The sequence below is a fragment of the Pseudoalteromonas sp. JSTW genome (assembly GCF_013423925.1).
Taxonomy (GTDB): domain Bacteria; phylum Pseudomonadota; class Gammaproteobacteria; order Enterobacterales; family Alteromonadaceae; genus Pseudoalteromonas; species Pseudoalteromonas lipolytica.
On sequence record NZ_CP058972.1, the window covers coordinates 525,292 to 548,613 of the forward strand.

Consider the following 23,322-nt stretch of genomic DNA (forward strand, 5'->3'; position numbering starts at 1 on the left):
CCACGTTATTCGACACAGTATAGCTTATTCTTTTTGAGTCACAGCGACTGCAGTGTCATTTGTGTATGGCATGGGAAATTAGTAAAAATTCCATCCACGCCATAATCAAGCATTAACTCGATATCTTCTACCTTATCGACCGTATACGCATAGACTTTAAGTCCACGTTGTTTGGCATCGGCAACAAACTCATGGTTTATAAAGTTTTTATCAATATGAATGCTGTAGGCATGCAGCTTTTGCGCAAACTCACTGTAATTGATAGGAATTGATGCGGTTAACGCGCCAATCTTCACCCAGGGTAACTTTTGCTTGAGCCACATGAGTTGATGATGATCAAAGGATGAGACTAAAAGATTATCTCTTGATAACTTTCCAGTGCTAATGTTTGATTCAATAAGCTCTACAAACTTATCAAGTGAAAAGGTATGTTTGAGTTCTAAATTGAGCAGTGTTTTATCATTAACCCAATCAATCGCTTGCTGTAGCGTTGGCACTATTTCGCCATTACCTGCATCGAACTGTTGAATTTGGGCTTTGCTGCAGGCATTCACTTTACCGCGACCTGATGTGGTCCGGTCAAGCCATGTGTCATGAATAATCATATAATCATCAAGGCAGCTTTGTACGTCGATTTCAATACCGTCAACAGCCAAATCTACAGCGGCTAATATGGCACTTTTGGTATTTTCTGGGTAGGTACCACTGGCACCTCTGTGAGCGAATACTTTTATCATTGCGTGTGTTTCCGAGTCACTGACCATGTTTCATAAAAAGCGGCGCTTATAACCAAAACGCCCCCCATAATTGTGCTTATTGTTGGTTGCTCATGCAAAATTAAAAAAGCCAAAAACGTGCCGTATAGCGGTTGCAAGCAAGAAATTAATCCAGCCGTTGAGGCTGATAAGTGTTGTAAACTTGCAGCAAAAAGTGAATGCGGCGCTGCTGTAAAAATAACCCCAGCGGTGATCAATAGCAGCCAATTAATTGTATCAACTTGTAATGGCGGTACTTCAAGGAAGGTGCACAGCATAATACAGGCAATCCACGTTTGATAAAGCATGGTCTGTGGGCCACCGTATTGGCTAAAGTAACGCTTATGAATAATATTTCTAAAAGCAAAAAAGAAGGCTGATAAAATACCGATCGCAATGCCAAGCGTAACATCATTCCCAAGGCTTGCATCTGGGATGAGTAAGTAAATACCGAACATCACCACTACAGCGCTAATAATATCTTTCAGTTGCGGTTTACGACCATGAAAAAGAGGCTCTAAAAATACAGTGATCACGGGGTAAGTAAAAAAGGCAATCATGCCAACAGCAATACCGGCTAATTGCATTCCTGCAAAGTAGGTTAACCAATGAATACCGACTGTCACCCCGAGTAATAGAGCAATAAGATAATCACGGCGAGAGTGGAGTTTAATCGCCTTTTTTTGGATAGAAAGTAAGATCAATAAGGCACAACCGGCAATACCTGTTCTGTATACGGTAATGTCTAATGCACTTAAGTTAATGAGCTTGGCAAACAACGCAGTTCCACCAAATAGCAACACTGCAATGTGTAAGTACATAAGACTTTGTTTGTGCGCCTGCATTGCGACCCTTGTTATTATTATACTTAACTCTCTTTTTAACGGTAATCCTTTGCTTTGTAAACCATCCTATGGGCTAATCCATTGGTTTAGTTCCAGTGTTTCCAGCCTTTTAAATAATAGTGCAGCACATTGGGCTCATCGAGGGTCGAGACTTTTTCGTTATTTGCACTGATATCTGGCGTAAAAATAAATAGCTGTGCATCATTTTCTGGCCGATAGTAACGAGTATCTACATTGAGTGTTTGATGATTAGCACATTGAAGTTTACATGCCATAACAAACCCCCACTCACCAAATGAAGGAACGTTCAAGTGATAAGGCAAAGTATGGGCAAAGCCTGCTGCACTCATCGTATTATTAATTGACCAGAATGCGCGTTTTGCGAAAAACGGGCTGGTAGCTTGCGTTACGACGATTCCATTGTCGGGTAAGCGACGTTTTACTCGTTGGTAAAATTGTTGGCTATATAATCGAGCTAAATTGATTGCTTTAGGATCTGGCAAATCAATAAAAACAATATCAAACAACGTTTTATCTTGTTCTATAAATACATATGCATCCTGATGAACCACCGTGACTTTAGGGTTACTGAGCGAGTGTTGATTAAGCTCTGTAAGATTGTAGTTAGATCGAGCAAGCTCTGCGACGCTAGGGTCTAAATCAACAAGGGTAATGGATTCTAGTTGTGGGTATTTAAGCAGCTCTCTGGCAGCAAGACCATCACCGCCCCCTAAAATTAAAATGCGTTTTGCATTACCGTGCCTCACCATCGCTGGGTGAATAAGCGCTTCGTGATAACGGTATTCATCTATCGAAGAAAATTGTAAACCGCCATTCAAATAGAGGCGAATGTCATCTTTGTGGCGCGTTAGAACGATTTGCTGATAGGGCGTTTGTGCTGAGTGAACCACGCGATCATCATAAATTTGGCTCTGCCAATGATGTGTGAGTTGTTGACTGGCATATAAACTCAATCCTAATACTGCGCTGACTAATACAAGCGTTAGTCTGAGTATTTTCCGTCGGTTGCGGCTTATATGGTCTACAAAATACCACAGTAATAACAGTGCAATACTGAGATTCATTAAGCCAAAGCTAAGTGACGTTTTAAATACACCTAACCACGGCAAAAATAGAAAAGGAAATAACAAGGTCGCCAGTAGGGCGCCAAAGTAGTCTATTGATAATACATTGGCAAGATTGGCTTTTAACGCGTAGTGCTTTTCCATCAAACGGCTTAAAAGCGGAATTTCTAAACCAATTAACACCCCGATTAATGTGGTTAATATGACACTGATTGCCTGTAACGGCAAAGAGTATGCGTAAGCAAAGTAGAGAAGGGGAACACTAAGCCCGCCTAACAATGCGAGCACTAGTTCAAAGGCTATAAAATACACCAATAAGGGGTTATCAGGGACAAAGCGCGAAAAATACGACCCGATGCCCATCGCCGCCATATAAACGCCGATAGTGAGAGAAAATTGGGTGATGCTGTCACCCAAAAAATAAGCCCCTGTTGTGGCAATTAATAGCTCATAAATAATAGAGCACAGACCCGCAACAAAAATACTAAACAGTAAAATATGGCTTTCACGGATTGTTTTACTTTCCACCAGAACCGCCTCGAGAGCGAAAACCTGGGCTGCCAATACTCTGTTCTCGTAATTGTTTATCTACCGTGATGTTGCTGTGATAAAGAGAATACATAAGCCAATCACGTTCATCATTATTTTTGCTGTAAGCATACATAGAGGCAAGACCAATGGGGGTGAAAAAAAGCAGCACGATAGGCCAAACGGCGACACGGGTTTCCATGGCTTTTATGGCTTCGGGGTTTAATTTATTAATTGGCTTATATGTAATATCAGAGCCTTCACGCTCTGCTTCAAAGCGATGTAGAACCACAAAAATGCACATGCCCGCTACTATTCCTGATAGCCACATAAAGGGTAATAATATGTTGCTATTGCCTTTAATCGGAATGATGCGAAACGAATAACTAAAATGCTCTGCACGTGTGTTTGGGCCAAAACTGCTACTAACATAAGCACTGTATTGGCCTTTCTTAGGAAAATGCACCTCGTGATGAACTTTCTCTCGGTACTCGGTCCATTTACCTTCTGAATCTCGACCCGTTTCAGCCCATAGTTCATCAGAATAACTGAATAGGTAATTACCTTCAGGATCAAAAATTTCAATATCGATGGCTTTCCATGAGTTCAAAGGTAAGCGGCCTTTGATCTCGAAACGCATCATTTGGCCATCTTCAGGAACATTAAATAAATAGGGCTTATCTTGGCCATCATATTCTTTGAAGTTGCCATATTGGCCATTTTGCAGAGGCTCTTGAAGGTCTGCGCGTATCAAAAAACAGCTTAAAAAAGCAATCGACGCGATAGTAAAAAGCTTATAGATGCTCATCCTTACTCCAATAAGCTTAAATAGCGATCGTGATAATCACTGCAACACTTATTGCGATGCTGCTTTCGATAACGGCAACAGCGGTATTATTGTCATGCATAGCTTGGTCAAGAGAGATTTTACTGAAGATAATTTTATCAACCAAGTAACGTACGATCGGCAAGATTAAGAAGCCAAACAACGCATCAATAAAAAATAAACTAAGACTTTGTTGCCAAGTATGAAAGCCACCAAGCAGGGCATGGCACAGAATGATTGCTAACGCTAACATGGTGCCTGAGAAGCTCATCGCTACAGCTTTATTGCCTTTTTCAAGCTGTTCATGCAGGTCAAAAGCAGTGAGGTGATCATAGCCTTTAGCAAACATGATCAGCAAAAGCTGTCCGAGTGCGTAAAATACAATGGCTGATAACCACGTCCCTTCACCCGTTAAAGCGCCACCAATGATTAAGGCTGCAGCCATGTAATTAGCAGCTTGTACTAAGCCAACTGCTTCATTTTGTCGATTAATTAACTGTTCTTGGTTGCAGAATAAACGCAGCAGTAACTTATCATTTAGAAAGCGTGAGCATGTTAATAACACCATGCCGAGTACACTATACAGCGATACATTAATTAAGTCGGTCAGTAGGCCTTTGCTTGGTCCTGCTAGTACAAACCCATAAATAATCGTAATAGCGCCCAAATAGCCACCAATTGATAAACCTAATGCTGTATTGGCATTATCTGTTAACTGATTTGTGGTGTTGTAGGGGGTTGCTAAGTTATACGACAGCTTAGCGAGTGCAATTATCGCGATAAAAAGAGCGATGTATGCGCTGTTGTACGCCATTGCTGCAAGGTAGTGGGTTAAATTAATATCCATATAAATTTGTTAGGTTGTTGTTATTTTCAGAAAATATTACCACAGACTCTTTACTGCGAAGAATATCAACGTGTTATTTTTGGCATATTTAGTTAATTTCTTAAAAGTTTCATAGCATTTGCCTGTCTCATTGCGTGGTTATGGGTTAAAATAACAACATAACCAACTAACAAGATAGTGAATGACAAAACAGGATCCCAATCTCAGTCGAGAACAAGAAAAGTACGAAAACCCAGTCCCTAGCCGTGAGTTTATACTTACTCACTTAGAATCTCGCGCTAAACCAGCAAACTTCACACAACTTTGTGACGAATTACACGTGGATGACACTGAACGCCAAATTGCGTTTAAACGTCGTTTGCGCGCTATGGAGCGTGACGGTCAGTTGTATTTCAATAAATTTAAATGCTACGCGTTGATTGATGAATCAGGCCTTGTGAAAGGCAAAGTAGTTGGCCATCGTGATGGGTTCGGCTTTTTAGAAGTTGAAGGCGAAAATAAAGATTGGTTTATCGCAAAACACCAGATGAACATGGTGCTGCATGGCGACATTGTGCTTGCTAAAGGCAATCGCAAAGGCGGCAGTGGTAAATGCGACGCGCGTATCATTAAAGTGTTAACGAATGAGCGCGCCCCGATTGTTGGTCGTTATTTTGTTGAGCATGGCATTGCGGTGGTTGTTGCCGAAGACCCGCGAATCACGCAAGATATCATGATACTGCCTGGCAGTGAGAATGGCGCGCGCCATAATCAAATGGTGCAAGTTCAGATCACGCAAAACCCAAGTCGTCACATGAATGCAGTGGGTAAAGTAACGGAAGTATTGGGTGAGCATTTAGCCCCCGGTATGGAAATTGAAGTAGCACTTCGAAACCATGATATTCCGCATGTATGGCCTGAAGCCGTTGAAAAGCAAGTTGCCCATTTAGGTGAATTTGTTGATGAGCAAGCAAAGCAAGGCCGAGTCGATTTACGTGATTTACCATTAGTAACAATTGATGGTGAAGATGCACGAGACTTTGATGACGCCGTTTACTGTGAGCGAAAACCATCAGGTGGTTGGCGTTTATGGGTCGCGATTGCTGATGTATCACATTATGTTGGTATGAACACGCCACTGAATAAAGAAGCGATAGAACGCGGTAATTCAGTGTACTTTCCTGAGCAAGTGATCCCCATGTTGCCGAAGGTGTTGTCAAATGGTTTGTGTTCATTAAACCCCAATGTTGATCGCTTATGTATGGTTGCCGAGATGACCGTATCTGAGCAGGGCACCTTAGAGAATTATAAGTTTTACGAAGCGGTGATGAATTCACATGCCCGTTTTACTTACACTAAAGTGCATGCAATTTTGCAAGGTGATGAAAGGCTGTGCGAAGAATACGCGCCAATGGTGCCGCATTTAACTGATTTACATCAAATGTACATGGCACTGAAAGCAGCTCGCCAAGAGCGTGGTGCAATTGAGTTTGAAACGCTAGAAACGCGTTTTGTGTTTGATGCTCACCGAAAAATTGAATCAATCGTCCCTGTGGTGCGTAATGATGCGCATAAGCTCATTGAAGAATGCATGATTTTGGCGAATGTATCGGCAGCTCGTTTATTAGAAAAACATGAGGCCAGTGCACTTTATCGTGTGCATGATGAACCTGATGCTGAAAAGCTTGGTTTTTTCAGAAACTTTTTATCTGAACTGGGCATTGAGTCAACATTGTCAGATGAGCCGACACCAAAAGAAATAACACATGTACTTGCAAAACTAGGTGACCGTCCTGAAGCCGAGTTAATTCAAACCATGTTATTACGTTCGATGAAACAGGCTGTGTATCAACCAGACAACATTGGGCACTTTGGTTTGGCGTTACCTGCTTACGCGCATTTTACATCGCCAATTCGCCGTTACCCTGATTTAGTTGTGCACCGTGCGATTAAAGCTGTTTTAAAAGCACAAGGCCAACAAACGTCGGGCGAGTATGCTTACAGTAATGATGAAGTTGATATTTTAGGCGAGCAATGTTCAACCACTGAACGTCGCGCAGATGATGCGACCCGTGAAGTCGCCGATTGGCTTAAATGTGAGTTTATGCAAGACCATGTTGGCGATGAATTTGGCGGGGTTATTTCATCGGTCACTAACTTTGGTTTATTTGTTCGCATAGACGACTTACAAATAGATGGCATGATCCACGTAACGAATCTTGGCAATGAATACTTCCATTATGACAATGCAAAACACTGTCTTATTGGTGAGCAAACTCATACGGTTCATCGCTTAGGCGATAAAGTGACGGTTCAGGTATCGTCTGTCAGCTTAGATGAGCGTCGAATTAATTTAGTGTTTGCTGGTGATGTACCGCAAGACCGCTATGCGCGACGCCGTGCGCAAAGTGCACCTGCAAAACCGAGTATTCGTGCACAGTTAAAAGCAGGGAACATCCCTGGCAAAAAAGGGGATGATAGTCGCTCAGACCCTAAATCTTCAGAAAAAGATAATGCAAAGCGTGGCAAGTCTTCTCATGCAAAAGGGCGTAAAAAACCTAACAGCAAACAAGCGGATGTTGTAAAAGCAGGTAAGAAGAAGAGCAAGAAAAAAGCCACCAAAAAGGCAAAAAGACCGGGCAAGAACGCCCGAAAACGTACTAGCTGAGGAGCAAATAATACGTGAGTAATGAATTAATTTTTGGTTTTCACTCTGTTGAAGCTATTTTAGCAAAAGAGCCTGAGCGCTTTTTAGAAATTTATGCGCTAAAAGGGCGTGAAGATAAGCGTTTAAACCCGATTATTGATGAAGCTCGTAAGTTCGGTATTTCAGTGCAATTTATGCAGCGCAAAGCACTTGATAACAAAGCCAATGGTGAACAGCACCAAGGGATCATTGCTAACGTGAAAGCAGCGCGAATGTACAATGAAAAAGATCTCGACGAAATCATTGCCCGCGAAGACACGCCTTTCTTGTTAGTGTTAGATGGCATAACCGATCCGCATAATTTAGGTGCGTGTTTACGCAGTGCGGATGCAGCAGGCGTACACGCGATTATTGTGCCTAAAGATAAGTCTGCAAAGCTTAATGGCACAGCACGTAAGGTAGCCTGTGGTGCCGCTGAAACAGTGCCTTTAGTACAAGTGACAAACCTTGCACGCACATTACGTGAAATTAAAGACGCAGGTGTGTGGGTTGTTGGCACAGCGGGTGAAACTGACACCGAATTATTTGATGCTAACTTAACAGGTCCTATGGCCATAGTGATGGGAGCCGAAGGTGACGGTATGCGTCGTCTAACTCGCGAGCACTGCGACCTACTCGTTAAAATACCCATGGCAGGCACGGTATCAAGTTTAAATGTATCGGTTGCGACCGGTATTTGCTTATTTGAGGTATTACGTCAGCGTAATGCGACGCAGCTTTAATCTTTGCGTTCGACAATAAAAAAGCCGATATAATATCGGCTTTTACTTATCTATATTCGGCACCGCGAATGACTATTAGATTTTTGCGAATGCGTCTTGTAGTGGCGGTACAACTTGCTTTTTACGGCTTAATACACCATCTAACCATACTTTGCCATTCTCAGATTTAACATCATATGCCGCTTCAATAACAGCAACGTCATCAGAGCTTATCAGCATCTGTGAGCCTTCTTTCATGATATCTGTTAATAGTAGTAATACTGAGTGACGGCCGCCTTCTTCTTTTAGCTTCACGATGTCAGCTTCAAGGTCTGCTTTGATCTCATCAAAAACAGCAAGGTCAATGACTTCTAGTTGACCAATACCGACTAGCTTGCCGTTCATGTTGAAGTCTTTAAAATCACGCATAACTAGGTCGCGAGCTGGCGTGCCTTCTACTGCAGATTTTACTTTGAACATTTCCATGCCAAGTTCTTTGAAATCTTCGATACCGGCAATGTCAGCAAGTGCTTCAACACACTTAATATCAGCAGTGGTGCATGTTGGTGATTTAAAGATAACGGTGTCGCTTAAAATAGCGCATAACATGATGCCCGCGATGTCTTTCGGGATTTCTACATTGTAAAAATCATACATCATTTTAATAATGGTATTTGAGCAACCCACCGGACGAATCCAACACTCAAGAGGTGTTGATGATGTTAAGTCGCCTAATTTGTGGTGATCGACTACACCTACAACGCGTGCTTCATCGATGTCATCAGGTGCTTGTGTTTTTTCTGTATGGTCAACGATATAAACGTCTTCACCTGCGTAGCTAAGTTTAAGCTCAGGTGCTTCGAAGCCAAATTTATCTAAGATAAATTGTGTTTCAGGTGATATTTCACCTAAACGCGTTGGAATGGCCGGTTCATTGATTTGGTTTTTTAAGTAAGCAAGCGCAATTGCACCGCAAATTGAATCTGAATCAGGGATCTTATGGCCCACTACATACATTGACATTGACGGAACTCCTTTAAATTTGGCAGATATTTTAGCAAAGTCTCTACAGATTGATACATAACAGACATGAAATTTTGTTGATCAATTACAACTGCCAATTAACCAGAATTTTAGTTACACTTTAACGTATTGAAAGTAGAGGAAGATACACATGCGATTGAGCAGAAAAGCGTGGAATAATGTGGTCATTATTTCAATGCTATTGATGATTTTTTTCTTCAATGGTTTACATAAAAAGCTCAATACTCAACCTGCAGAGGACGGCATGCACGCGCTGCTACCTGAACAAAGTTTTATTTTGGCGATGGCATTTCCCGAACTTAAAATTGAGCGAATTGGCACTTCTTGGCGTAGTCAAACCTTACAAGAAACAACATGGCACGGGGATGAACAAGCGTTAGAGCAATTAGTTGAGCTGTGGCAGCATCAACAGCTCAATCTTGCAAGTATACCTGTAAGTAAGCTTTCGAAGACATCAGCGAACTATGTTGCTTCAGTGTGGTTAGCGGGTGAGCAATTACCTGCGGTGTATCAACTTTATACCATTGAAGGAAATTACTACCTACTCGATAAGCGGTTACAGCGTGTATTTGCGCTTGAACACGCCGATGCCGCTCAGTTATTTCCGTTATATCCGTTTAAGAGAATGACAGATGCCTGAATTACCAGAAGTTGAAGTAAGTCGGTTGGGGATTACTCCGCATGTGCTCGACCACGTAGTGACTAAAGTGAATATTCATAATGCCAGCATGCGCTGGCCAGTGCCTGATGATGTATATCAGTTACAAGGTCTTAAAGTTACCTCGATTGAACGTAGAGCAAAGTATTTATTACTGGGTTGTGAGCGTGGAAGTGTCATATTACATTTGGGAATGTCAGGCAATTTACGCGTTGTGAATGCCGATGAACCACTTAAAAAACATGACCATATCGAGTTTGTTTTAGAGTCTGGAAAAGCGCTTAGGCTAAATGATGCGCGCCGCTTTGGGGCATGTTTATGGCAAGCACCTGGCGAATGCCATACTTTACTGACCAAGCTAGGCCCAGAACCTCTTACTGATGATTTTTTTGCTGAGCGTGTTTACGAGCAATCAAGAAACAAGAAAGTACCGGTTAAGCAATTTATTATGGATAATGCCGTGGTTGTTGGTGTGGGGAATATCTACGCCAATGAGTCGCTATTTAAAGCGGGGATCCACCCCAAACGTGAAGCGGGAAAGGTATCCTTAAAACGTTATCAACAATTAGTGCCTATAATTAAAGACACACTAGCTGCGGCGATTACTCAAGGCGGCACGACGTTAAAAGATTTTGCGCAAAGTGATGGTAAACCGGGTTATTTTGCTCAGCAATTATTGGTGTATGGCCGCAAAGGTGAGCCGTGCGTTACCTGTAAAGAGCCGTTAAAAGAAATTAGATTAGGCCAAAGAAGTACCGTGTTTTGTGCAAATTGCCAAAAATAAGCGTGTATTAATAAGGCAGTAAAAAGCACGCCCGTTGGCGTGCTTTTTAATTATAGCTCGAACGGGGCAACACCGACGGCTTTCATTTTATAGCCTACTTGGGCTATTTCACCGGACCAAGTCTCAGTGCTTATTACCCCTGTTACCACAATGGCATCATATAGGCTCTCGATTGGTACGCCACCTTTAATGGTTACATGAACAATTTGATTAGGCGGTGGAGGTGGTACATGAATACAAGCACCAAAATACGGCACAAGTAAAAATTCAGTAATTACCTCACTGTCCCCTTCAAGCGGGACGACAAAGCCCGGAAGACTGACTGATTGGCCATCAAGTTCTTTGACTACAGGAGCATCAAGGTCTGGTTGTACCCAGTTTTGCTCGCTGCCTTCATGGTTTGCTTGTGCTTGCGTGTCAATTTGCACGTGCCCTTTAGGGATTAAATCTTCCCAGAAGATTTCCTTTGGTGGTCCAGCATAAGCCCCTGTGCATAGTAATAATGTCGCTAAGACTGCGAACTTTTGAAAAAACTGCATAACATTCCTTAAATTTTAATACTCATACCATCTGCAAGTGAGTAGAAATACGCGCGGGTCGCAGGAATTAACCCAACAATAAAGCCTGCTGCTATTATCGCAGCTAATAGCATGAGTTCATAGGATGACAATAACGCTATATTTAGACTTATTCCTGCATGGCTTTGCAAGTAATCTGCGCTCAGTAGCATTAAGCCATAGAACAGTACAATGCCGAGCAGGCAACCTAACCCAGTGATGAGAATTGATTCAACACTGATCAAGGTGAATATATGCCACGGTCTCGCGCCAACAGAACGCAAAATTGCCAACTCTCTTCGGCGTTGGTTTAGGCTCGATAACAGGCTAGTTAGCATACCAAGTAAACTAATTAAGACCACGACGATGGAAAACAGCAGCAAGATTTTTTCGACAATTGACAGCATCTCCCACAGTTCACGCAATGTGACTCCCGGCATAATCGCTAATAAAGCCTCCGGTTTATATTGGTTGATATTACGGCGAACTTGTAATGTGTAAAGCGGTGAATCGAAGCCAAGCAAAAAAGCGGTAATTTGCTTAGGATTTCCAACCAAATTAATCTCGTCATGCTCATGCTCATGCTCATGCTCATGCTCATGCTCATGAGATTCATCTTCGACATGGTCGGCTTCGTGCGTATGAGATTTACCATGAATCGTGTCAATTGCAGCAAGTGGTATATGGAGAGTTTTATCAACCGGCGTACCTGTTGGCTCTAAAATACCGACTACCGTGAATGGGTTATCATCATGATTATGAAAACTAGTGTTACCCATGCCATGCGCAATAACGACTTTATCGCCCAATTTATAATTAAGCGAACTGGCAACTTCTGAACCCAGCACCACTTCAAATAAGTGATTAAACTGCTGGCCTGATGCAAAACGAAGAGGCTGCTTTTTTCCGAACCGATAATGGTTGAAATAATCTTTATTGGTCCCGAGCACTGCAAGGCCTTTGTGACTATCACCCAACGACAGTGGAATGGCCCATTTTACGCCACGTTGTTGCGTAATGTATTGATAGCTGTGCCAGCTAACCCCGTTATTAGCATGGCCAATACGAAACACCGAAGATAACAATAATTGGATGTCGCCGGTGCGAGCACCAACAATTAAGTCAGTGCCGGAAATCGTGTTACTAAAGCTACTTTTAGCATCGACCCGCACTCGCTCAATTGACATCAAGAGCATGACGCTAATGGCAATCGTAAATAAGGTGAGTAAGGCACTGGCTTTGCGGTTTAGTAAACTTTTAATCGCGAGTTTAAGCAGCGACATGTGTGCCTCCTTGTAACTCTAAAAGGTTAACACTGCGCTTAAAAAGCCCTTGCAAGGTTTCGTCATGGCTTACAAATACCAGTGTACTGTGCGTTGCTTTAGCCTGTTCAAACAGCAATTTAACGAATGCTTGGCGATTTTGTGTATCGAGTGCGGAGGTCGGTTCATCGGCAATAATAATTTCAGGGCTGCCAATGAATGCACGTGCAGCTGCAACACGTTGTTGCTGACCGATGCTCAGTTTAGAGACAGCCTGATGCTGTAACGCATCTGTCAAACCAAGTGCTGTTAAAAGACGACTTGCTTCAAGGTTAATAGAAGGGCTGTTATTAAGCGCCTGCTTTTGCCGTAATTTAGAAAATTGGCAGCCTAAAATTACGTTTTCAATAGGTGATAAATACGGCAATAAATTAAAGTTTTGAAAAATATAACCAATGTGATCGGCTCGAAAACGATCGCGTTTACTATTACTTAATTGGTTAACAGCCTTATCTAAAAGAGTGATAGTCCCTTGGTTGGGAGTGGTGACGCCCGCAAGCAAAGACAATAGCGTCGACTTACCACAACCACTCGGGCCATGTAAAAACACATGCTCACCTTGCTCAATATGCAGCGAAGCAATATTAATGGTGGGCGAAGCTTGTTGTGCGTGCCATTTAAATAGCACATTTGAAAGCGTGATCATAACGACCTATTCGTTGTTACCATCGCCAGTAATTTAACTTTTTACGCATTTTAAAATTACGAATAAAGTTACGTGGTTTTGGCTTAAGTACTGGATTGTTCAATAGTAATTCATTGCTTGCTGCAAGTACACGCTGACTCGATAAGCCATCTTGGTAGGGGTGCAACTGCTGACAAAAGTGCTCAATTTTTGTCATCAGCTCAGTAGGCGTTGTGAGCGCATAATCGATTGCTTCTTCAACTTTATCTGGGTTTGTTACATCAATAAGGTGCTCACCGGGTGCTTGATTACAAAAAGTTACCACGGGCTTTCTTTGCAGTAAAAACATCAGCAGAATAGAGGAGGTATCACATAGCATGACATCTGCCGCTTGTAGTAGCGGTAATACGTTATCGGTTTCTACGAAAGTTAAATTATCGTTTTGTAAGTCTTTATATTGCTCGACTAACTCACTCGGCATTTTTGGGTGGAATTGCACTAAAATACGCCACTTACCTTGCTGACTGTATGCTTTAATGTGTTCGTAAAGTTTAGGGGCTAGCGATAATCGCTTTGAAAACGTTGAGCAGATCAATAAGGTCTTTCTAGGATCATTTGGGTTTTTATAAGGGTTATTTGCGATCTGTGAAAAGAACGGATCGAGCGTTGGCCAACCGGTTTCTTTCACTTCAAAAAAGCCATATTTTGTTGCAAGTGCCTTAAATGGAGCCGTTGTATTCGGTCCTTGAGTACAATATAAGTCAAAACAACCACGAATTTTAAAGTGATCATTCTCGCCTTTTCTGTTTAGCTTTCCGGCATCAAACCCATGAAAAACGCCGACTTTAATTCCTGGAATAAATGTAGGGATAATATTTGAAGGTGCATAAACAACATCAGGTTGCCAGTTGTGAACCTCTTCTATAGTACTCAGAGTCTGTTCACCCTCATTTAAGAATTCATGATTAACGTTGCTACCCTCTAAAAACCACCTAACTTGGCCACCGCGCGCTAAGATTTCTTGCTGTAATGGGCGCAAAATAGCGTACGAATAGTTTTGTGAAATATACATTAAGTATTTTTTTTCTGCGGTAGCTGCTAAGTAATCCAAAAAAACCTCCTATTGCGAGAGGCGTATTATAGCTAAATATTGTTTATGACAGCAAAATTACGGAGATTTTAATTTTTTTTGATTTTATCTGCGGAGCCTCGTAGCGGATCTGAGCGCAATGATTGAGCTTTCACAGCGTCTAGATTATTATAGGCGGCCATAACCCCAATCCCATACATGTGCTTTTAAGAGCATGCCAAATACTATCGGAGATAGCATGACTAGCTATAAAGTTTTAGACGTAAACGATGATTTACCGATCCGTACCAAAGGTGCGGTACACAGTGGTAAAGTGCGTTCAGTTTATTGGTTAACTGATGAGGACAGCGCGCGTTTAATTAGTGAAAAAGGGTATCAGGTTCCAAAGGGGACTGAGCTTGCTATTATGGTTATCTCTGACCGTATTTCAGCATTTGATTGTATTTGGCAAGGTGAGAATGGCTTAAATGGCGTGCCTGGTAAGGGGATCGCGTTAAACTCAGTTGCATCTCATTGGTTTAAATTGTTTGATAAAGCAGGCCTTGCTGGTAACCATATCGTTGATATTCCTCACCCTTATGTGTGGATTGTACGCAAAGCAAGTACAGTCAAAGTGGAAGCAATTGCACGCCAATACATCACGGGCAGCATGTGGCGCGATTACGCAAAGGGTACCCGTAACTTTTGTGGTATCGATTTACCAGAAGGTCTAACAGCAAATCAAAAGCTAGATAACGTACTTATCACTCCTTCAACGAAAGGAATTATTACCGGCGTAGCTGAAATCCCCGAAGTGGATGATGTCAATATCACGCGTGAAAACATCACTAATAACTTGTCAGTGTTTAATTTTAAGTCGGCAGATGATGTTGCGAAGTACGAACAGTTACTGGTTGAAGGCTTTAAATTAATCAGCGAAGAGCTTGCTAAACTTGACCAAATTTTTGTAGATACGAAATTTGAGTTTGGTTACGTTGAAGACGTTGATGGTTCTGACAAACTTATATACATCGACGAAGTGGGTACGCCTGATTCATCACGTATTTGGGATGGGCAAGCGTATCGCGATGGTAAAATTATCGAAAACTCTAAAGAAGGCTTCCGTCAGTTATTAATCAATAATGTGCCTGACAGTGATGTGTTATTAAACAAAGATCGTATGGATGAGCGTGAGCAGCTTGCAAAAGACTACACCTTGCCAGAATCTGTGATGCTTGAGGTATCAGATACTTATGTGGGTATTGCAAGTAAGATCATTGGCCAAGAGATCACTATTCCAAGTGATCCACGCAGTGAAGTGATTGCCATTTTAGATACAGAATACGGCTTAATTAAGCAGGGCTAAGCTGTATTCTTTCGTCAGTGACGCACTGATGTAGCGTATAAAAGCCAAGTTTGCTAAAAGGGCACTTGGCTTTTTTGTTTCGAGGGGGGGGGGAATATCACTCGTTTTATTATCTAGGTAGAGCAGAGAAAGATTAATGCTTCATTGTTTTAAGAACTTTGATACCCTTTGTATTCTAAAAGTCTAATTTAGTTTGATAGGGTGTTATTAGCCTCTTTTTATTTAGGTTAGATGGCTGAAACAAAAAATCTATTTATGTACAATGAGCCCCCTTTTGGTAATTAAGTTGTGAAAAATGCAATTATACTTTGACGTACTGCACCTGTATTACATTCCTCAATATGTGCCAGTTTTACAGGAATTGTTATCAAAAGGTCATAAAGTTTCGATGGTTTTTTACAAGAACCAAGATAGGCGAAGCGTAGATGTTAGCCATAGCTTTATAAATAAAAACTCAATAAATGCTATTTGGTTAGCAAGCAGTGATGATGCATTTAATTTTTATCAAAACTCAAATGCAGATTGGATCGTGTTTGGCAATAGCTTTGAAAAAGTTGAACTTTTAAATAAAAAGACTGTTTTAATGCAGCATGGAATTGGGCCAAAGCAGTGTTATTACGATGTATCTCAAAACAAAACGACAGTGCGTTTTGTAGAAGGTGAGCATAGGTTAGCGCGTTTGAAAAGTCTTTACCCACATAGTAACTTTATCGATGTTGGTTATGCGAAGCTTGATCCCATATTTAATCAAACACTTGAAAAGCTTGATTTAAGTGATTTAGGATTAGATCCTTGTAAAAAAACACTCTTATATGCCCCTACTTTTTACCCCAGCTCTATTGAATGTTTTAGCGATGATTTTCCCTCTCACTACCGTGATTTCAATATAATTATAAAACCTCATCATTTTAGTTTGTTTAAACAAAGGTATAAAAAGCAACGTTTAAAGCTAGAGCAATGGGCAACGTTTAATAATGTGTACGTAGCAAGCGAGTATGATTTTGACCTTACCCCTTTTTTGGACATTGCTGACATTATGATATCGGATGCTTCATCAGCAATTTTTGAATTTGCGGCATTAGGTAAACCTGTTGTTTGGTGTGATTTTTACAAGTTACGTTGGTCTTACAAAGGAATTTTCTCTTTTAGATTGAAAGCAAGGTTGGATGACGATATTGAGTATTTCCATCAGCTTTGTAATCGAGCTAGCTGCTACGAAGAATTACAATCTATCATTGGGTTTGCAGAACAGCAACCTGCTGAATTTGTTGAATTAAGGGAAAACATTATTTATAAGCTTGCAGGGAAGACGGATGGACACTCAGCAAAGAGAATTGTCTCTTATTTAGAGGAGCATAAATGAAACGTGTTATAACGTTTGGTACGTTTGATATTTTTCATGTAGGGCACATTAATATATTAGAACGGGCAAAAGCGCTTGGAGATTATTTAATTGTGGGGGTTTCTTCTGATGACCTTAACTTATATAAAAAAGGACGAAAACCTGTATACAGTGAAGCAGATAGACTAAAAATTATTAGTTCGATGAAATGTGTCGATGAAGTATTTATTGAGCATTCATTGGAGCTTAAAGCTGAATATATCAAAGATCACCAAGCTCAACTTCTTGTTATGGGAGATGATTGGGCGGGCCGTTTTGATCAGTTTAAGCATTTATGCGATGTAGTCTATTTAAAGCGAACACCATCAATCTCAACAACTGAGATAATTGAAGTTGTGCGCGATCCTTCGAGTAAATAACAAAAACTACCACATTATTTTGTGCGAGTGAATTGACCGCCTGATATTTGTTCAACTTAATATTAGGTCTCTTTTTCGGTCATTATTTTCTCTAACTCTGCAGTTTTCACTTTTCGCTGCAAATACATGCAAGTTCTGTATTTGAGGTTCCTAAGGAATGTGGATCGTGATGAGTGCCTTCCAGAATTTGCCATCACTATATCACTTTCAAAACTTCTGTCTTCTGAAATTGGATAGGGTTTGATACCTAGCATTTGCAGCCCTACCTCGCTATGGAATTGCATATCCACATCGACAGGCCGGCAGAAGGGTTTTCGAGTAAGTAATTTTTTTGCTCCAGGTAAACTTATTAAGTATCCCTGTGTGCCATTTGGGGCTTTTCGATAATTACCAAGTGTGAAATTATGTTGAAGGCTTTTGCTATCAATAAACGGAAAATCTCTGTTGTCAGAAAGCTTAATGAGATCCCAACCATGCAGCGAACTTGATAATTCTATGATTGATATTAGGTGCTCTTCAATAAACAGGTCGTCTTCAAGCACTAAACAATGATTAATTTTTTCATCGACCATTTTTTGCCATATACGCATGTGGCTTACATAACAGCCTATTTCGCCTAGCGTTAAGTCACGATGATATTTTTGTTTATTGTTTTGCGGTGAATACCACTCATCTAATTGCTCTTTAGTGAGTTCCTTGCCAATTGTTGCAGGAAACCTCTCGGCGCTGATACCTAAGTTCGCAAGTCTATTATTGAGTGTTTTCCAGCGCTTTTCACTGCCTTGCATGTTAATGACAAATATAGGAACTGACATGACTTCTATTAATTAACCTTTTCTAATTTTTATTCTAACATTTAGAATAAAAGATATATTCAGAATTTGAAAGTTTGATGAATTGCGTTTGCAGCGTTTAAACACTTATGACTAAACAGGAATTAAATGAAAAATATAGTCTCAGCCTCATGGTTAAATAATAACCTGACAGCGAAGGATCTGGTTATTTTTGATGCGGGTATGGTTCGCCCCGGTCAGGAGGGCAGCTACGCTCCAGCCGCTATGCTACCGAATGCACAGCGCTTTGATTTTAAAAATACACTGGCTGATAACTGTAATCCGGTCCCAAGTATGATGTGTAGTAGCGAGCAATTCACCGAACACATGCAAGTCGCGGGAGTTAATCAGAATTCACGTGTTGTTATTTATGAAGACCAAGGTTTATTTAGTTCAGCACGGGCATGGTGGATGTTTAAGGCTATGGGCTTTGATAACGTAAAAGTCTTAAGTGGAGGTTTAGCAAAGTGGTTGGCTCAGGGATTTGATGTTCACTCTGAGTATTATACGCCGACAACAAAAGGTAACTTTGTTGCACAGCCCCGTAAAGATTATTTTATCACGGCAGAACAGGTACTAAATTCACTTTCAGATACGAGTATTATCACGCTAGATGCAAGGCCTACAGCTCGTTTTACTGGCGAGCAAGCAGAGCCACGTGATGGCATGCGCAGTGGTCATATTCCGGGTAGTCGTTCTTTACCTTTGTCAGATTTATTGAATGGCGGGGAGCTTAAGTCTCTTGATGCATTACACACATTGTTCAACTCACATGTAAATGGACACACTCAGCTGCAATTTAGCTGTGGTTCAGGAGTGACGGCCTGTGCCCTTGCTTTGTGTGCGGATGAGTGTGGTTATACTAACCTTCGGGTTTACGATGGTTCATGGAGTGAGTGGGGAGCTTGTCACGATTTACCTATTGAAAAAGGCCCGCATCAATAAATGCAGCGTAGTTATGCCAGCTGCCGATACTATTTTTGTTAAGTGGCTGGCGAATTTGCTTTTTACTCGCTGTCGCAGATGCTGCGTTATTTTTATAAAATGCCAAACAGCTTGCTTGCCAATTTAAGTTACAAAATGCATAAAGCTTTTGGGTTTGTTTAATTGGCTCTTCGACTAACTGCTCGTAACTCTGTAAATACACTTGTTTAGGGTACTTAGTGGCAAAGTGCGTCGCTAAAGCGGTGTAGTCTTGGTGAAAGGCGACAATATCGTAAAATGTAAAGCTGTAATGGTGAAAGACACTTTGCGGGTTATATAACTGCCTGTAATTGGCTACGCTGCAATCATGCCAATTTCGTTGCATACACACTATTTTGGCGTGAGGAAAAGCCGCTAAAATAAAATCAATATAGTAAAAATTAAACGGTTGTTTATCACAACTGCGCAGTGTGTTACTGAGTTTTTCGGCTCGTTGTTGGTAGTGGGTTATTGTTTGGTGAATGTCAGCGCTAGCGTAAGCCTTGGCGAACATTTCACTATCAATAACACGGTTTGATTGTGTGCCATGTTGCATGAGTTGTGCGATATCATTCAGTTCGCCAATCCCTTGTAATTCATCACTTTGGTTAAGTATTTTTTCAACGAGAGTGGTGCCTGAGCGCGGCATCCCTACAACAAACACAGGGGCAAAGTCAGAGTTACTAGGGGATAATTGACTGTGTGTGCTGTGTCTCATTAATGTTTGGCAAAACTGACGATGTTGCTGTGATTGATAGTTAAGTTGTTGCGCAATAGCTTGTTTACTGTGCGTAAAGTACTTAAATGCATTCTCGTAGTCGTTTAAATGCTCATAATTTAAAGCAAGACTATGGAAATACGCCTGTTGATCACTCGCTGTATGTACGCGTTTAGCTTGGGGGTGTAACACGTTTAAGTGCTGCTTAGCTTCTTCGGTATTGTTCAACTCGGCCAGTGAATAATGGGCTTGATAATAGTGCTCGTGTTCAGTAATAAGCTGCTTTAATAGTGTTTTAGCTTCGCCAAACAGGCCGTGAACTTTTAAGGCCACTGCTAAGTTATAGCTTATTTGAGGTGTTTGCTTATCAAGTTGATAGGCTGATTGTTGAAATGTAAGGGCATCATCATAATAGCCTAAGCGAGTTGCAATGTTGGCGAGTGTATCTAACTCCAACGCACTGTAATGCTGTGTTGCCATTGCACTTTTATAATGAACAGTGGCGCGACTTATCTCCCCTCGCAATATAAGGTGCTTAGCGAGGTTTAAATGATAAATATTTAAAGGCTCAATACTGAGGGCTTTTTCAATTAACTTAACCGCTTTATTTAAATCACCGGCAGCTGTATTTACTTCACTGAGTAAAAAGTAGCTAACGTGATCATGCGGGTTTTGCTGCAGGCGTAAAACTAACTGCTGGTGGGCTTCAGCCAGTTGTTTATTCGCTAGAAGTTGATGTATATGTGTGCGAAGCGCGTGTTGAGTACTATTAAGCATGGTTCATCTTAAAAGCCTTGCGGTAAACCAGCAAGGCTTTTATGAGATAGGCTAATTATAGCTCAAAGTTATAACTAAATTTTAAGCCAATAGTACGGGGTGCTGTTGTGTAGTGGCCATATACACGTTGTAACTCAGGTAACTCTTTGTTTAGCTCAGCATATTGAGACTGTCCTGCCCATGACTTATCACGGCGTACAGAGGTAAATGCATACTTATCAAACAGGTTATCGATGTATAAGGTTGCTGACCACATATCGCCTGTAATTTTTGCTGATAAATTGCTAAGAGCGTAACCTGGCAGTATTTCACCGTCGGCTTTTAAACCTACTTTTGTGATTACATCGCTTTGGGCTGTAATCCCGTAGTTTACGCTAAGTAACTTATCACCGAGGATGTCTTGCTCATAACGCAGACCAAATGAGAACTGATGTTCAGGTGCTCCCGGTAAACGGTCTCCTTTTGCGCCGTCATAGTAGCTTTGATAGTGTGCAAGTTTGTCATCAAGAACACCAAATAAGTAAGGTGTATCTTCAGTTAGCTCTGCTTTAGCGTACGCGTAGGTTGCATAAGCAGCCCATCTGTCGCCGATCATGGCACGGGTAGACAGTTCAACACCTTTTGAATTGGCAGAGCCTGCATTTGACGTGATAAGTTCTTGGCCGTTAACAGTACTGCTGCCGACTTGTGCATCTTTCCAATCAACGTTGAATAGCGCGGCATTAAAGTGCAAGCGATTACGCAACCACGATGATTTAAAACCAAGCTCGTAGTTAACGGTGGTATCCGGTTTATAATCTTCTTCGTTTGGAAGTGCACAAACGATTTGTTGCTCTGGTAACACGTCTGGGCATGGTGCAATCCCATTACCACCACCAATACGGAAACCTTCACTGACGGTAAAGTAAGCAAGAATACCATTATCAAACGTGTAATTAGCATTAAACTTAAATAAGTTACCACTATCGCTTGCACTGACATTTTCCATTACTAGGTTATCAAGTGAATCAAAGTCGCCTGAATATAGTGGTGTTGCAGAGCCCGACGTAGTCGATACGTCATATTCATAAAAACGCGCACCTAAGGTGACATCAAACTGATCAGTGATGCTGTAGCCAATTTCACCGAAAATAGCTTTTTCAGTGGTTTCACTATCTGAAATGAGAATGTATTCAAGATCTTCTTCTACATTTAAAATGCCACCCCCCCAGTACTCAGTAAGACCCGGCGTATACTCGCGGTCATCAGAGTGGCTTTCTAGTTTGTTGTAGAAACCGCCGACAATCCAGTTGAGATTACTACTGCTGTTTGATACGAGGCGCAGCTCTTGAGTGAAATTATCGCGCTCTGATGTATCGTGCGTGTAACCAACAAATGCAGGGAAATCAGCATAGCCAGACCAAATATCGTAGAGTAGGTCTGTTTGGTCTCGTTGGCCCGACTGCTCGTAGCTTGACCAGCCAGATGCTGAAACAAGTTCCGCAAAACCAAGATCTGCCTTTATTTCTAAGCTTAATAAATCGTTTTCTTCTTCACCAGGTTCAAGCACTCGCGCGACATTGTCGTATTTACCTGATACGCCTTGCAAAGCACTGCTATCAGCCAACGAGCCGTATTGCGATGTTGAGTTGCCGCCATTTTCTTGTTTTTGATAGAAGTAGTTAAGCGTTGCATCAACTGTTTCTGTTGCTAACCAACGCAGTGATAAGCGGGCAGTGGTAATTTGCTCATCGTTCACGTCACTGACGCTTTTAAGGTTCGCATTAACGTCGCTACTGTCGCTAAAGTCAGGATTTGGGTTAGACACACCCGGCTCTTTAACCACGTGGGTGTAATCAATGTAACCTGGGTTATCGTAATAGTTCAAGCTGGCACGTAATGCGAGTTTATCGTCAATGAGTGGGGTGTTAAATACCACACCAAACTCACCGCCAGTGCCATCACTTTCATTCATGCTGAATACATCACCGGTTACTTTACCTTCAGTGATATCAAGTTCTGGCTGCTTTAATAAATAGCGAATTGCGCCACCTAAAGTACCTGCACCATACAGGGTGCCCTGCGGACCAATGAGGACCTCTACACGGTCAACATCAGTTAAACGCAAATCGATGCTGAGCGGTATTTCACCAACATAAGTTGCAACAGTGCCACTGTCAGAAATACGGTCTGAGGTATTTGTATTAAGACCACGTACAATGATCGGAGACCCTTCACGACCACCTTGGTCAGAAATTGTTAAACCGGGTACCCAGCGTGCAACATCTTCAAGATCGCCAATATTCTGATCGCTAATTACATCACCATTTAAAGCGGTGATATTAAGTGGCGCATCTTGTACTGAACCTGCTCGTCGCGTTGCAGTGATTTGAATAGTTTCAATTGATTTATCAAGTTCAACAGTATCATCAGCAGCGAGTGCGATGTTGCTATTGATTAAAACCGCAGAAATTGCACTGGCAAGTAGAGCAGGCTTAAAGGTATTCATGTTTGATTCCGATAAAGTTACAATAAAATTATGCTTAAAATACACACTAAGTTAATAGTTTAAGCAATAAATAAGGGATATTAA

The 23,322-nt window shown here is 41.4% G+C and carries 21 protein-coding genes; 8 read left to right on the top strand and 13 right to left on the bottom strand.

All coding sequences use genetic code 11. The features are described from left to right. Positions 1-38: 38 nt before the first annotated feature. The 5 genes from GZH31_RS02555 to GZH31_RS02575 form a co-directional block, all read right to left on the bottom strand. The gene (locus GZH31_RS02555) at positions 39-737 is read right to left on the bottom strand and encodes a glycerophosphodiester phosphodiesterase family protein (RefSeq protein WP_065978148.1); all 699 of its coding nucleotides are present in this window, start codon (positions 735-737) and stop codon (positions 39-41) included. Further along, positions 734-1,600 carry a DMT family transporter gene (locus GZH31_RS02560; protein WP_075594457.1) on the bottom strand — a complete coding sequence of 289 codons (867 nt, stop codon included), beginning with the start codon at positions 1,598-1,600 and terminating at the stop codon, positions 734-736. Before GZH31_RS02560 ends, GZH31_RS02555 begins: the two co-directional genes overlap by 4 nt. An 86-nt stretch (positions 1,601-1,686) precedes the next feature. Then, on the bottom strand, positions 1,687-3,213 hold the full coding sequence (locus tag GZH31_RS02565; RefSeq protein WP_256719436.1) for a polyamine aminopropyltransferase: 1,527 nt from the start codon (positions 3,211-3,213) through the stop codon (positions 1,687-1,689). Then, positions 3,203-4,021: a hypothetical protein gene (locus tag GZH31_RS02570; protein WP_075594455.1), complete on the bottom strand. Its 819-nt coding sequence runs from the start codon at positions 4,019-4,021 to the stop codon at positions 3,203-3,205. The genes GZH31_RS02565 and GZH31_RS02570 overlap by 11 nt, the downstream gene beginning before the upstream one ends. A gap of 16 nt (positions 4,022-4,037) precedes the next feature. Continuing rightward, positions 4,038-4,886, bottom strand: a complete 849-nt coding sequence (locus GZH31_RS02575) for a DUF350 domain-containing protein (protein ID WP_227006840.1) — start codon at positions 4,884-4,886, stop codon at positions 4,038-4,040. Positions 4,887-5,067: 181 nt separating this feature from the next. Between GZH31_RS02575 and rnr the strand changes: the two genes are divergently transcribed. Further along, positions 5,068-7,533 carry a ribonuclease R gene (rnr, locus tag GZH31_RS02580; protein ID WP_180311347.1) on the top strand — a complete coding sequence of 822 codons (2,466 nt, stop codon included), beginning with the start codon at positions 5,068-5,070 and terminating at the stop codon, positions 7,531-7,533. Positions 7,534-7,547: 14 nt separating this feature from the next. Then, positions 7,548-8,294 carry a 23S rRNA (guanosine(2251)-2'-O)-methyltransferase RlmB gene (gene rlmB / locus GZH31_RS02585; RefSeq protein WP_075594453.1) on the top strand — a complete coding sequence of 249 codons (747 nt, stop codon included), beginning with the start codon at positions 7,548-7,550 and terminating at the stop codon, positions 8,292-8,294. Positions 8,295-8,369: 75 nt separating this feature from the next. Here rlmB and GZH31_RS02590 read toward each other — a convergent pair whose 3' ends face one another. Next, positions 8,370-9,296 carry a manganese-dependent inorganic pyrophosphatase gene (locus tag GZH31_RS02590; protein WP_036971127.1) on the bottom strand — a complete coding sequence of 309 codons (927 nt, stop codon included), beginning with the start codon at positions 9,294-9,296 and terminating at the stop codon, positions 8,370-8,372. A gap of 151 nt (positions 9,297-9,447) precedes the next feature. Between GZH31_RS02590 and GZH31_RS02595 the strand changes: the two genes are divergently transcribed. Both GZH31_RS02595 and mutM read left to right on the top strand, forming a co-directional pair. After that, positions 9,448-9,957, top strand: coding sequence for a hypothetical protein (locus GZH31_RS02595; protein WP_075594452.1), 510 nt, complete (start codon positions 9,448-9,450; stop codon positions 9,955-9,957). Continuing rightward, a complete protein-coding gene (gene mutM / locus GZH31_RS02600; RefSeq protein WP_036971121.1) occupies positions 9,950-10,759 on the top strand; it encodes a bifunctional DNA-formamidopyrimidine glycosylase/DNA-(apurinic or apyrimidinic site) lyase in 810 nt (269 codons plus the stop codon). The genes GZH31_RS02595 and mutM overlap by 8 nt, the downstream gene beginning before the upstream one ends. Positions 10,760-10,809: 50 nt before the next feature. Here mutM and GZH31_RS02605 read toward each other — a convergent pair whose 3' ends face one another. Genes GZH31_RS02605 through GZH31_RS02620 form a run of 4 tightly spaced genes read right to left on the bottom strand, consistent with a single transcriptional unit; the run spans position 10,810 to position 14,374 of the window. After that, positions 10,810-11,298 (bottom strand): DUF3299 domain-containing protein, encoded by a 489-nt coding sequence (locus GZH31_RS02605; RefSeq protein WP_036971118.1) that lies wholly within the window; start codon positions 11,296-11,298, stop codon positions 10,810-10,812. Between the two features lie 8 nt (positions 11,299-11,306). Beyond that, positions 11,307-12,599: an FtsX-like permease family protein gene (locus GZH31_RS02610; RefSeq protein ID WP_074988836.1), complete on the bottom strand. Its 1,293-nt coding sequence runs from the start codon at positions 12,597-12,599 to the stop codon at positions 11,307-11,309. Beyond that, on the bottom strand, positions 12,586-13,284 hold the full coding sequence (locus tag GZH31_RS02615) for an ABC transporter ATP-binding protein (RefSeq protein ID WP_065978142.1): 699 nt from the start codon (positions 13,282-13,284) through the stop codon (positions 12,586-12,588). Before GZH31_RS02615 ends, GZH31_RS02610 begins: the two co-directional genes overlap by 14 nt. A gap of 16 nt (positions 13,285-13,300) precedes the next feature. Further along, positions 13,301-14,374: a CDP-glycerol glycerophosphotransferase family protein gene (locus GZH31_RS02620; protein WP_257473673.1), complete on the bottom strand. Its 1,074-nt coding sequence runs from the start codon at positions 14,372-14,374 to the stop codon at positions 13,301-13,303. Between the two features lie 217 nt (positions 14,375-14,591). Between GZH31_RS02620 and GZH31_RS02625 the strand changes: the two genes are divergently transcribed. From GZH31_RS02625 to GZH31_RS02635, 3 genes are all read left to right on the top strand, one after another. Continuing rightward, positions 14,592-15,698 (top strand): phosphoribosylaminoimidazolesuccinocarboxamide synthase, encoded by a 1,107-nt coding sequence (locus GZH31_RS02625; protein WP_065978141.1) that lies wholly within the window; start codon positions 14,592-14,594, stop codon positions 15,696-15,698. Between the two features lie 295 nt (positions 15,699-15,993). Continuing rightward, positions 15,994-17,061 carry a CDP-glycerol glycerophosphotransferase family protein gene (locus tag GZH31_RS02630; protein ID WP_036971106.1) on the top strand — a complete coding sequence of 356 codons (1,068 nt, stop codon included), beginning with the start codon at positions 15,994-15,996 and terminating at the stop codon, positions 17,059-17,061. Further along, positions 17,058-17,459 (top strand): adenylyltransferase/cytidyltransferase family protein, encoded by a 402-nt coding sequence (locus tag GZH31_RS02635; RefSeq protein WP_036971103.1) that lies wholly within the window; start codon positions 17,058-17,060, stop codon positions 17,457-17,459. Before GZH31_RS02630 ends, GZH31_RS02635 begins: the two co-directional genes overlap by 4 nt. A gap of 62 nt (positions 17,460-17,521) precedes the next feature. Here the strand turns inward: GZH31_RS02635 and GZH31_RS02640 are convergent, their stop codons facing one another. Continuing rightward, positions 17,522-18,274: a glycosyltransferase family 25 protein gene (locus GZH31_RS02640; protein WP_118843988.1), complete on the bottom strand. Its 753-nt coding sequence runs from the start codon at positions 18,272-18,274 to the stop codon at positions 17,522-17,524. A gap of 126 nt (positions 18,275-18,400) precedes the next feature. On the opposite strand from GZH31_RS02640, the gene GZH31_RS02645 reads away from it, so the two are divergent. After that, a complete protein-coding gene (locus tag GZH31_RS02645; protein ID WP_075594065.1) occupies positions 18,401-19,237 on the top strand; it encodes a sulfurtransferase in 837 nt (278 codons plus the stop codon). On the opposite strand, the gene GZH31_RS02650 is transcribed toward GZH31_RS02645, so the two are convergent. Then, complete coding sequence (locus GZH31_RS02650) at positions 19,212-20,750, bottom strand: sulfotransferase (RefSeq protein WP_036971096.1); 1,539 nt, start codon at positions 20,748-20,750, stop codon at positions 19,212-19,214. The two genes, GZH31_RS02645 and GZH31_RS02650, sit on opposite strands and share 26 nt — an antisense overlap. A 55-nt stretch (positions 20,751-20,805) precedes the next feature. After that, positions 20,806-23,238: a TonB-dependent receptor gene (locus GZH31_RS02655; RefSeq protein ID WP_065978137.1), complete on the bottom strand. Its 2,433-nt coding sequence runs from the start codon at positions 23,236-23,238 to the stop codon at positions 20,806-20,808. Positions 23,239-23,322 lie beyond the last annotated feature (84 nt).

Bases quoted from the DNA above. Each gene is read 5' to 3' on its own strand.
- GZH31_RS02555 (WP_065978148.1), bottom strand. From the start codon at position 737: ATGATAAAAGTATTCGCTCACAGAGGTGCCAGTGGTACCTACCCAGAA.
- GZH31_RS02560 (WP_075594457.1), bottom strand. From the start codon at position 1,600: ATGCAGGCGCACAAACAAAGTCTTATGTACTTACACATTGCAGTGTTG.
- GZH31_RS02570 (WP_075594455.1), bottom strand. From the start codon at position 4,021: ATGAGCATCTATAAGCTTTTTACTATCGCGTCGATTGCTTTTTTAAGC.
- GZH31_RS02575 (WP_227006840.1), bottom strand. From the start codon at position 4,886: ATGGATATTAATTTAACCCACTACCTTGCAGCAATGGCGTACAACAGC.
- rnr (WP_180311347.1), top strand. From the start codon at position 5,068: ATGACAAAACAGGATCCCAATCTCAGTCGAGAACAAGAAAAGTACGAA.
- GZH31_RS02590 (WP_036971127.1), bottom strand. From the start codon at position 9,296: ATGTCAATGTATGTAGTGGGCCATAAGATCCCTGATTCAGATTCAATT.
- GZH31_RS02595 (WP_075594452.1), top strand. From the start codon at position 9,448: ATGCGATTGAGCAGAAAAGCGTGGAATAATGTGGTCATTATTTCAATG.
- mutM (WP_036971121.1), top strand. From the start codon at position 9,950: ATGCCTGAATTACCAGAAGTTGAAGTAAGTCGGTTGGGGATTACTCCG.
- GZH31_RS02605 (WP_036971118.1), bottom strand. From the start codon at position 11,298: ATGCAGTTTTTTCAAAAGTTCGCAGTCTTAGCGACATTATTACTATGC.
- GZH31_RS02610 (WP_074988836.1), bottom strand. From the start codon at position 12,599: ATGTCGCTGCTTAAACTCGCGATTAAAAGTTTACTAAACCGCAAAGCC.
- GZH31_RS02615 (WP_065978142.1), bottom strand. From the start codon at position 13,284: ATGATCACGCTTTCAAATGTGCTATTTAAATGGCACGCACAACAAGCT.
- GZH31_RS02625 (WP_065978141.1), top strand. From the start codon at position 14,592: ATGACTAGCTATAAAGTTTTAGACGTAAACGATGATTTACCGATCCGT.
- GZH31_RS02630 (WP_036971106.1), top strand. From the start codon at position 15,994: ATGCAATTATACTTTGACGTACTGCACCTGTATTACATTCCTCAATAT.
- GZH31_RS02635 (WP_036971103.1), top strand. From the start codon at position 17,058: ATGAAACGTGTTATAACGTTTGGTACGTTTGATATTTTTCATGTAGGG.
- GZH31_RS02640 (WP_118843988.1), bottom strand. From the start codon at position 18,274: ATGTCAGTTCCTATATTTGTCATTAACATGCAAGGCAGTGAAAAGCGC.
- GZH31_RS02645 (WP_075594065.1), top strand. From the start codon at position 18,401: ATGAAAAATATAGTCTCAGCCTCATGGTTAAATAATAACCTGACAGCG.
- GZH31_RS02650 (WP_036971096.1), bottom strand. From the start codon at position 20,750: ATGCTTAATAGTACTCAACACGCGCTTCGCACACATATACATCAACTT.
- GZH31_RS02655 (WP_065978137.1), bottom strand. From the start codon at position 23,238: ATGAATACCTTTAAGCCTGCTCTACTTGCCAGTGCAATTTCTGCGGTT.